This window comes from Methylobacterium symbioticum (genome assembly GCF_902141845.1).
In the GTDB taxonomy this organism is placed as follows: Bacteria; Pseudomonadota; Alphaproteobacteria; order Rhizobiales; family Beijerinckiaceae; genus Methylobacterium; species Methylobacterium symbioticum.
In genome coordinates, this window is the sequence record NZ_CABFPH010000160.1 from 1 (window position 1) to 8,187 (window position 8,187).

Sequence of the window (8,187 nt, forward strand, 5' to 3'; positions counted from 1 at the left end):
TCACGCCGATGCCGCTGCGCCGTCGAGCCCTGTCCTGATAATTCTCGACCCTCACCCTGTCCCTCTCCCGAACGGGAGAGGGGACCCGCGCCCCGTCCGCGCCGCCGCCCGAGACTGCCGCCCGAGACCGGCACCTTGCAGATTGCGCCGCGTGACGCCTCCGGCCCTGCCTGCGGCATTGCTCCGCGCGCGGCATCGGCTATGTCGGGCGCGAGGGGAAACGGCAGTCGAGGACGAGACCATGCCCAAGGCGATCCGGGTTCACGAATATGGCGGCCCCGAGGTGATGGCCTACGAGGATGTCGAGCGGCGCGAGCCCGGTCCCGGCCAGATCCGCGTGAAGCTCACCGCCATCGGGGTGAACTTCATCGACATCTATTTCCGCTCCGGCGCCTACAAGGCGGCCCAGCTCCCCTTCACCCCCGGCAAGGAGGGCGCCGGCCTCGTCGACGCGGTCGGCGAGGGCGTGACCGGCTTTACGGTGGGCGACCGCGTCGCGACCGCCTCGGCCGAGGGCAGCTATGCCGAGGAGATGGTGGTGCCGGCCGCGGGCTGCGTGCTGATCCCGGAGGGCGTCGACGACGCCACGGCCGCCGCGATGATGCTCAAGGGCCTCACCGCCGAGTACCTGCTCCACCGCACCTACCAGGTGAAGCCCGGCGACACGATCCTCTTCCACGCGGCGGCCGGCGGCGTCGGCCTGATCGCCTGCCAGTGGGCCAAGCATCTCGGCGCCACCGTGATCGGCACCGCGGGCTCGAAGGAGAAGGCGGATCTCGCCCGCCAGCACGGCTGCGACCACGTCATCCTCTACCGCGAGGAGGACGTGGCCAAGCGCGTGCGCGAGATCACCGGCGGCAAGGGCGTGCCGGTGGTCTATGACGGCGTCGGCCAGGCGACCCTGATGGGCTCCCTCGACAGCCTCGCGCCGCTCGGCCTGCTCGCGAGCTTCGGCTCCTCCTCGGGTCCGATCCAGGGGCTCGACCTCGGCCTGCTCGCCCCGCGCGGCTCGCTCTACGTCACCCGCCCGACCCTGTTCACCTTCGCCAGCCAGCGCCCGGTGCTGGAGGCGATGGCGAAGAACCTGTTCTCGGTGGTGGCGAGCGGTGCGGTGAAGATCCCGGTCCATGCCAAGCGCCCGCTGTCCGAGGCGCAGGCCGTGCACCGGGACCTGGCCGGGCGCGAGACCACCGGCTCGACCGTGATGCTGCCGTGATCCCGGGATCGGGGGATCCCAGGAGACAGGGATCACGGGATCCGGGCTCCGCCCGGGCCCGCCGAAGGACACGTCCTTCGGAATCCTGGATTTCGGGATCCTGCCGGTGAGGATCGTCGAGACCGACGTCCTGCTCGTGGTGGACGTGCAGGTCGACTTCCTGCCGGGCGGCGCCCTGCCCGTGCCCGACGGCGACGCCGTCGTCGGGCCGGTGAACGCCTTGCTGGCGCTGTTCCCGCACGCGGTGCTGACCCAGGATTGGCACCCGGCCGGCCACGCCTCGTTCCATACGAGCCATCCCGGCGGCGAGGCCTTCGGGACGGTGGCGATGCCCTACGGCCCGCAGGTGCTCTGGCCGGAGCACTGCGTGCAGGGCAGCCCGGGCGTCGCCTTCGCGCCGGGCCTCGATGTCGCCCGCGCCGAGCTCGTGATCCGCAAGGGCTACACCCACGCCGTCGACAGCTACTCGGCCTTCCTCGAGGCTGACCGCACCACCCGTACCGGGCTCGCCGGCTACCTGCGCGAGCGCGGCTTCACCCGGGTGGTGCTCTGCGGCCTCGCCACGGATTTCTGCGTCGCCTGGAGCGCGCTCGACGCCCGCGCCGCCGGCTTCGAGGCCGTCGTGGTGGAGGACGCCGTGCGCGGCATCGATCGCGACGGCTCGGTCGCCGCCGCCTGGGCCCGGATGGCGGACGCCGGGGTCGGGCGGGTGCGCCGCGCCGCGATCACGGCGGGGCGAACGGCCGCAGCGCCGTGACCTCTCCGCCCGCGCGCCGTTGACCTTCGGCAACCGATACGGAGGCCGCATGTCGACGAAGCACGCCAAGACCGAGACGCCGACCGACGCCGACCTCCGGGGCAATCCCGGAATCGGCACCGCGAAGGGCATGACGGGCCGCGATCCCAAAGATCTGGAGGCGGATTCGACCTTCGAGGGCGATGTCGAGAACGAGACTACGCCGGAAGGCGGCGTCGACCCGAACCACCGCCCGCGCAAGAACGCCTGAGGCGCTCGGACCACCGGATCCCGACCCGTCGCAGGGTCCGGAAGGCGGGGTGCTACACCACGCTGCCGCGCAGGTCGTAGGCGTCGGCGTCCTCGACCTTCACCGTGACGATGTCGCCCGGCCGCACCGGACGGCGGAAGGCGGCGTGGACGCTGCCGTCGATCTCGGGCGCGTCGTACTTGGTGCGCCCGACGGCGACGTTGCCTCCCACCGAATCGATGATCACGGGCAGGCGCTTACCCACCTTCTGCCTCTGCAGCCGCAGGGACACGCCCTGCTGCACCTCCATGAAGCGGCGCTTGCGCTCGGCCTGCACCTCCGGCGGCACCGCCGCGGCGAGGTCGTTGGCGGGGGCGCCCTTCACCGGCTCGTAGGTGAAGCAGCCGACCCGCTCGAGCTTCGCCTCGCGAATCCAGGCGAGCAGCTCCTCGAACTCGGCCTCGGTCTCGCCGGGGAAGCCGACGATGAAGGTCGAGCGGATCGCGAGATCCGGGCAGGTCTCGCGCCAGCGTCGGATGCGCTCGAGCTGCCTCTCCTGATTGCCGGGGCGCCGCATCCGCTTGAGCACGGACGGGCTCGCATGCTGCAGCGGCATGTCGAGATAGGGAAGCACCTTGCCCTCGGCCATCAGCGGGATGACCTCGTCCACGTGCGGGTAGGGGTAGACGTAGTGCAGCCGCACCCAGGCCCCGATCTCGCCGAGTTCCTTGGCGAGATCGTAGAAGCGGGCGCGCACCTCGCGGTCGCGCCAGGGACTCGCGGCGTAGCGGGTGTCGATCCCGTAGGCGCTGGTATCCTGCGAGACGACGAGGAGTTCCTTCACCCCGGCTTTGACCAGCTTCTCGGCCTCGCGCAGCACGTCCCCCGCCGGCCGGCTGACGAGGTCGCCCCGGAGCGAGGGGATGATGCAGAAGGTGCAGCGGTTGTTGCAGCCCTCCGAGATCTTCAGATAGGCGTAGTGCCGCGGCGTGAGCTTCACGCCCTGCGGCGGGATCAGGTCGAGGAACGGGTCGTGGGCCGGCGGCACCGCCTCGTGCACGGCCGCCACCACGGACTCGTAGGCCTGCGGCCCGGTCACGGCGAGCAGGTTCGGGTACTTCTCGCGGATCTCTTCCGGCTGGGCGCCCATGCAGCCGGTGACGATGACCCGGCCGTTCTCCGCCATCGCGTCGCCGATCGCCTGTAGCGACTCGGCCTTGGCCGAATCGAGGAAGCCGCAGGTGTTGACGATGACGACGTCGGCCCCGTCATGCTTGCGCGCCAGCTCGTACCCCTCCGCCCGCAGATGCGTCAGGATCCGCTCGGAATCGACGAGCGCCTTGGGGCAGCCGAGCGAGACGAAGGAGATCCGCGGCGCGCTGGCCTTCGCGGCGGGGGCAGGGGAGGCGGTCATGGTCGTCCAATGGCGCCGCGTTCCGCGGAGCCGGCCGGGCCCGCGCCGCTCACGCGTGAGAGGAATTCGGAGAATCGGGCGTCCCTATACAGATATCGGCCGTCCGTTGCGAGCCCGGGTCCCGCATAGGCCGCTCGGCGGCCTGCAGAGAGACCGCGGCGAGCATGCTGCGGCGGCTCGCCGCGTGCCCCTGACAGGGCAGGGCGGCGATCTCACGGCTTCCCCCGCGGCATCGCCTGTGCGAGGCGTTTCTCGAGCGGATGCCGACGCCGGACCAGGCCCCGCGCGAGAACGAGACGCGAAGCGCATGTGGACCCGTGAGATCCCGTTCTGCGATCCCGCCGTCGCGGCGGCGCGGCTGCGGCACCTGCCGGGGCTCGCCTTCCTCGACAGCGCGATGCAGCACGAGACCCTCGGCCGGTACTCGATCGTCGCCGCCGACCCGTTCGCGCGCTTCCGCGTTCGCGACGGTCAGGCCAGCCTCGACGGGCATCCGCTGCCGGGCGGCCCCATCGAGGCGCTGCGCGCCGCGCTCGCCCCCTGGCGCCTCGACCCCGAATCCGGGACGACCTTCCCGGGCGGGGCCATCGGCTACTTCGCCTACGATCTCGGCCAGGCGCTGGAACGCGTCGCTCCGCCGGCCCGCAGCGCCGGGCTCACCGACGCCATGGCCTTCAACCTCTACGACACGGTGCTGGTGATCGACCACGCCGCCGGCACGGGCCGCCTCGTCGCCACCGGCTTTCCGGAGACGGAGGCCGCGGCGCGCGAAGCCCGGGCCACGGCGCGCCTTGCCGCCTTCGCCGACCTGCTGGGGCAGGGGCCTTCGCCTGAGCGTCCCGTGAACCGCCCCGCCCCTGCCCTGCATTGGCGCTCGAACTTCACCCAGGCCGCCTACGAGGCGGCGGTCGAGCGGGTGCGGGACTACATCCGCGCCGGCGACATCTACCAGGCCAACATCGCGCAACGCTTCAGCGCGGACCTGCCCGCGGGCTTCGACGGCTTCGCCTTCTATCGCCGCCTGCGCGAGACCAACCCCGCCACCTTCGGCGCCTATCTCGCCTTCGAGGGCCTGACGGTGGCGTCGAGTTCGCCCGAGCGCTTCCTGAAGCTCGACGGACGGTCGGTCGAGACGCGGCCGATCAAGGGCACGGCCCGGCGCGTGGCCGATCCGGAGGCCGACCGGGCGATCGCCCTGGCGCTCCAGCAGAACCCGAAGGAGCGTGCCGAGAACATCATGATCGTGGATCTCCTGCGCAACGACCTCTCCCGGGTCTGCGAGCCGCACAGCGTACAGGTCCCGGTCCTGTGCGGGCTGGAATCCTACGCCGGTGTTCACCATCTGGTCTCGGTGGTGACGGGCACCCTCCGCCGGGAACTCGACGCCCTCGACCTCGTCGCCGCCACCTTTCCGGGGGGATCGATCACCGGGGCCCCGAAGATCCGCGCCATGGACATCATCACCGAGATCGAGGGCGACGCGCGCGAGCTCTATTGCGGCGCCATTGGCCGGATCGGCTTCGACGGTGCCCTCGATACCTCGATCGCCATCCGGACCGTCATCCTCGACGGCCGCACGGCCGTGCTCCAGGCCGGCGGCGGCATCACTCTACTCTCCGAGCCGGGCCCCGAATACGACGAGACCCTGACCAAGGCCGCGCGGGTGTTCCAGGCCTTCGAGAAGGATGAGCCGGCGTGAGCCTCGCACCCGTCACGAGCCCGAACGGCCGCCGAGACCTTTCGCCGGCGCGGGGCACGGCCTTGGGCTCCCGGAACGGACAGGCGTCGCAGCCATGATCCTCGTGCTCGACAACTACGACTCGTTCGTCTTCAACGTCGTCCGCTACCTGGAGGAGCTGGGCGAGACAGTCAGGGTCGTGCGCAACGATGCCCTCGACGTGCCCGGCATCCGCGCGCTGGAGCCCGACGCCCTCGTGGTCTCGCCCGGCCCCTGTACGCCCGCGGAGGCGGGCATCTCGCTGCCGGCGATCCGAGAGCTGTCCGGGCAGGTGCCGATCCTCGGCGTCTGCCTCGGCCATCAGGCGATCGGCGCCGCCTTCGGCGGACGGGTCGAGCGGGCGCTCCGCCCGCTTCACGGTCAGGCGACCCCCGTTCGCCACGAGGGCGCGCGCCTCTTCCACGGCCTGCCCGCGCCGATGCAGGTCGGGCGTTACCACTCCCTGGTGGTGAAGCCGGAACCCGGCATGGAACGACACCTGTCCGTCGATGCCCTCTCCTCGGAGGGCGAGGTGATGGCCCTGTCGCATCGGGAGCACCCAACCTACGGCATCCAGTTCCATCCCGAATCCGTGCTCACCGAGGACGGCCACGCCATCTTCGCGAACTTCCTGAGGCTCGCCCGTGCGTGGCGGGCGGACGCGCGGCAGGCCAGCGATGCTGTGGCGTGACGGCAGCCTCCACACCGGCACGCAAGCGCCCTTCGACCTGACCGACCGCGGCCTGTGCCTCGGCGACGGCCTGTTCGACACCGCGCTCGCCTTGAACGGCCGCGTGGCCTTCGAGGCGGCGCATATCGCCCGCCTCGTCGCCGGCGCGCAGAGCCTCGGCTTCCACGTCGATCCGGCAGCGGTGCGGACGGCGATGCGGGCACTGGCGGCGAACGGCTCGCGTCTCGCAATCCGGACCACGGCCACCCGCGGATCCGGCCCGCGCGGATTGCGGCCGCCCGCCGAGCCGCGTCCGGTACTCTACGCCACCGCCGCAGCGAGCGCCGCCGCCCTCGCCTTCGCGCCCCTGAGCCTGTGGCCAACCGAGATCGCCCGCAACGAGACCTCGCCCGCCGCACGGCTCAAGACGCTCGGCTATCTCGACGCGGTGCTTGCCGCGCGCGACGCCACCGCTTCGGGCTTCGACGAGGCCCTGTTCCGCAACACACGGGGCCACGTCGCCTGCGCCGGCACCGGCAACCTGTTCGGCCTCTTCGGCGCCTGCTTGGTCACGCCGCCGCTCGCGGACGGCGTGCTGGCGGGCATCGTCCGCGCCGAGATCCTGAACCTCGCGCCCGGACTCGGTTTGCGCGTCGAGGAGCGATCCCTGCCGGTCGCCGAGTTGCTGAGGGCCGACGCGGTCTTCCTGACCAATTCCCTGCGCCTCCTCGCCCCTGTTCACGCGATCGGAGCGACCCGCTTCGCGAGCGCCGACCATTCCGCACTCGGCTACCTGACTGCGGCGTTACGCAAGCGCGTCGCGGAGAGTTGCGACGTGGCAGACGCCGAGGTGGCATGACCGGGGAGGCGAGGGCGCCGGACCGGTCCGACCGCCGCGTCTGGCTGCGGGTGGCGCTCGCCCTCCTCTACGGCGGCGTCGGCGCCGTGCATCTCCTGCGCCCCGAGCTTCTGATGCCGATCATGCCCAGCTGGGTGCCGGAGCCGCGGCTCGTCATTCTGGCCACGGGCCTGTGCGAGATCGTGGGCGCGGCGGCCCTCCTCGGGCAGCGCCGGCGCAGAGCCGCCGCAGCCGGGCTCGCGCTCTACGCGGCCTGCGTCTACCCGGCCAACCTGAAACACGCGCTGGAGCACGTGCCCGTGCCGGGCATCCCGGATTCCTGGTGGTATCACGGGCCGCGCCTGGCCTTTCAGCCGATCCTGATCTGGGCCGCGCTCTATACGGGTGCGCTGATCGACTGGCCGTTTCGGGCCAAGCGGCATCCCTCTGCAGCACGGTCGGATCCTCACGCTCGGGGTCGATGATCTATGCCTGTGCGGCGCAACATTCGTCGCGCGTGATGCAGACTTGCATCAGCACGCAGGTCGACACGCTCGCGATAATCTGATCTTGATTCGCCACCATCTTCGGCGTTGCGCAGGCTCTGCCCGTCTATCCGTCGGATGACCGTCAGGCAGGTAGCCCGATGCCGAAACGCCGAATCTCGAAATCTCCGAAACCGGCGATGCCGCGCGATCCGGATCATCGGCCCGACCAGGACGATGTCGAGCGCGCGATCGCCTCGGCTCTCGCTCATCTGAAGCCGAAAGCCCGCGACGGGCAGGGCGCGAAGGCGTCCGTTCCGCCCTCGCCCGGCACGGCGAAGGCGGTCCGCAAGCCGCCCACGGGTCCGGGACGGTAGGCGCCATCCTCTCAGGCGCCGCGCTCGGCCCGCTTCACGGCGAGCCATGCCGCTTCCATCGCCGCCAGATCGCTGTCGGCCAGGGTCGACCCTTCCGCCTCCAGACGGCTCGCCATCGCGGCGAAGCGCCGCTCGAACTTGGCATTGCCGGCACGCAGGGCCGCCTCTGGATCGACGCCGGCATGGCGCGCGAGGTTGGCGACGGAGAAGAGGAGATCGCCGATCTCCTCGGCGAGTTCCCTTGCATTCCCTGAGGCCAGGGCCTCTTCCACCTCCGCGGTCTCCTCGCGCACCTTGGCGACGACCTGGACCGCATCGGCCCAGTCGAAGCCGTAGCCGGCCGCCATCCGCGAGATCTTCTCGGCCCCGGATGCGCGGATCCTGTGCTACAAGGACGTGGCGATCATGCGCACGGCCGAAGCCAGCAGCAGGGCCGCCAGCAACAGCCGCATGGTGCGCGGGCGGAGGTGGCGCGCTCCTAACC

Annotated in this window: 8 protein-coding genes and 1 pseudogene; 7 read left to right on the top strand and 2 right to left on the bottom strand. The window is 71.3% G+C overall.

Annotated features, from left to right (window positions below; genetic code table 11):
• The first annotated feature begins 241 nt into the window (after window positions 1–241).
• The 3 genes from MET9862_RS27295 (at window position 242) to MET9862_RS27305 (ending at window position 2,223) form a co-directional block, all read left to right on the top strand.
• Window positions 242–1,216, top strand: a complete 975-nt coding sequence (locus tag MET9862_RS27295; protein WP_142586066.1) for a quinone oxidoreductase family protein — start codon at window positions 242–244, stop codon at window positions 1,214–1,216.
• Between the two features lie 106 nt (window positions 1,217–1,322).
• Complete coding sequence (locus MET9862_RS27300; protein ID WP_142586067.1) at window positions 1,323–1,973, top strand: nicotinamidase; 651 nt, start codon at window positions 1,323–1,325, stop codon at window positions 1,971–1,973.
• Between the two features lie 49 nt (window positions 1,974–2,022).
• The gene (locus tag MET9862_RS27305; protein WP_142586068.1) at window positions 2,023–2,223 is read left to right on the top strand and encodes a hypothetical protein; all 201 of its coding nucleotides are present in this window, start codon (window positions 2,023–2,025) and stop codon (window positions 2,221–2,223) included.
• A 52-nt stretch (window positions 2,224–2,275) separates the two neighbouring features.
• Here the strand turns inward: MET9862_RS27305 and rimO are convergent, their stop codons facing one another.
• Window positions 2,276–3,616 (bottom strand): 30S ribosomal protein S12 methylthiotransferase RimO, encoded by a 1,341-nt coding sequence (gene rimO / locus MET9862_RS27310; RefSeq protein WP_142586069.1) that lies wholly within the window; start codon window positions 3,614–3,616, stop codon window positions 2,276–2,278.
• 307 nt (window positions 3,617–3,923) lie between these two features.
• Here rimO and pabB point away from each other — a divergent pair, with 307 nt between their 5' ends.
• The 4 genes from pabB (at window position 3,924) to MET9862_RS27330 (ending at window position 7,326) form a co-directional block, all read left to right on the top strand.
• A complete protein-coding gene (pabB, locus tag MET9862_RS27315) occupies window positions 3,924–5,315 on the top strand; it encodes an aminodeoxychorismate synthase component I (RefSeq protein ID WP_142586070.1) in 1,392 nt (463 codons plus the stop codon).
• A 94-nt stretch (window positions 5,316–5,409) separates the two neighbouring features.
• Window positions 5,410–6,024 carry an anthranilate synthase component II gene (locus MET9862_RS27320; RefSeq protein ID WP_142586071.1) on the top strand — a complete coding sequence of 205 codons (615 nt, stop codon included), beginning with the start codon at window positions 5,410–5,412 and terminating at the stop codon, window positions 6,022–6,024.
• Window positions 6,011–6,862: an aminotransferase class IV gene (locus MET9862_RS27325; RefSeq protein WP_142586072.1), complete on the top strand. Its 852-nt coding sequence runs from the start codon at window positions 6,011–6,013 to the stop codon at window positions 6,860–6,862. The genes MET9862_RS27320 and MET9862_RS27325 overlap by 14 nt, the downstream gene beginning before the upstream one ends.
• Window positions 6,859–7,326 (top strand): DoxX family protein, encoded by a 468-nt coding sequence (locus MET9862_RS27330; RefSeq protein WP_142586073.1) that lies wholly within the window; start codon window positions 6,859–6,861, stop codon window positions 7,324–7,326. The genes MET9862_RS27325 and MET9862_RS27330 overlap by 4 nt, the downstream gene beginning before the upstream one ends.
• A 388-nt stretch (window positions 7,327–7,714) precedes the next feature.
• Here MET9862_RS27330 and MET9862_RS27335 read toward each other — a convergent pair.
• Window positions 7,715–8,068 (bottom strand): annotated as a pseudogene (locus tag MET9862_RS27335) (MazG nucleotide pyrophosphohydrolase domain-containing protein); the annotation flags it as partial.
• Between the last annotated feature and the right edge of the window lie 119 nt (window positions 8,069–8,187).